Source organism: Kingella pumchi, from assembly GCF_022288825.1.
Classification (GTDB): Bacteria; Pseudomonadota; Gammaproteobacteria; order Burkholderiales; family Neisseriaceae; genus Kingella_D; species Kingella_D pumchi.
In genome coordinates, this window is sequence record NZ_JAKOOW010000034.1 from 1 (window position 1) to 625 (window position 625).

Annotated in this window: 2 protein-coding genes; both read right to left on the reverse strand. The window is 48.5% G+C overall.

All coding sequences use genetic code 11. The annotated features are described in order from the left end of the window. The coding region (locus MB824_RS09530; protein ID WP_238748273.1) for a hypothetical protein at positions 1-210 on the reverse strand (210 nt) is incomplete at its 3' end. 34 nt (positions 211-244) lie between these two features. Continuing rightward, on the reverse strand, positions 245-625 hold a 381-nt coding region (locus MB824_RS09535), incomplete at its 5' end, for a hypothetical protein (protein WP_238748274.1).

Here is a 625-nt window from a genome sequence, read left to right on the forward strand (position 1 = left end):
TGAAACGGTGCGGGCATTGGTGCCGGTAAACGAAACCACCACCTGCTTGCCGTCTGCCGAACGGTACACACCGGCAGAAAACCCCGAAGCATCGTCATCACGCCAATGCACTTCTTCAAAGCCGGCCGGCAGAGTCATTTTGTTTTCTTTTTGCTTCTTGTCATACACACGGGCAGCCAGTTGGGCGTAGGTTTTTACGTCGATTGCCATGATTCTCTCCTAAGTTTGGATTTGGAAAATGAAATTACCAGTATTTGGTACCAAGATTAATATAAATGTATCTGGATGCAACGTTACTCTTGAATTCTTCAGGGTGTACCATATCCAGCGGTTTGTCTGTCAGATAGATTTTTTCCGGCATTTTCCCTACTTTAAGCGTGAACTCCAGATTTGCTTCCCTGCCATTCAGCGATTTGTCAAACTCAACCTGCTGCCATTTCCCGTCGATTGCTTTGAATTGGGCGTAGGGCAGCTTGCTGATCCAATGGCGGGTATCAACGGGAGTGACAACCAGATACCATGTGCCGTCTTTATCCCGGTCTAAAACCATATCTCTCCACTCCGACGACCATTTCGGCGGAACGGGCAGACCGGCAGAAGCAATCACTTCCAATTCGCGCTCGTT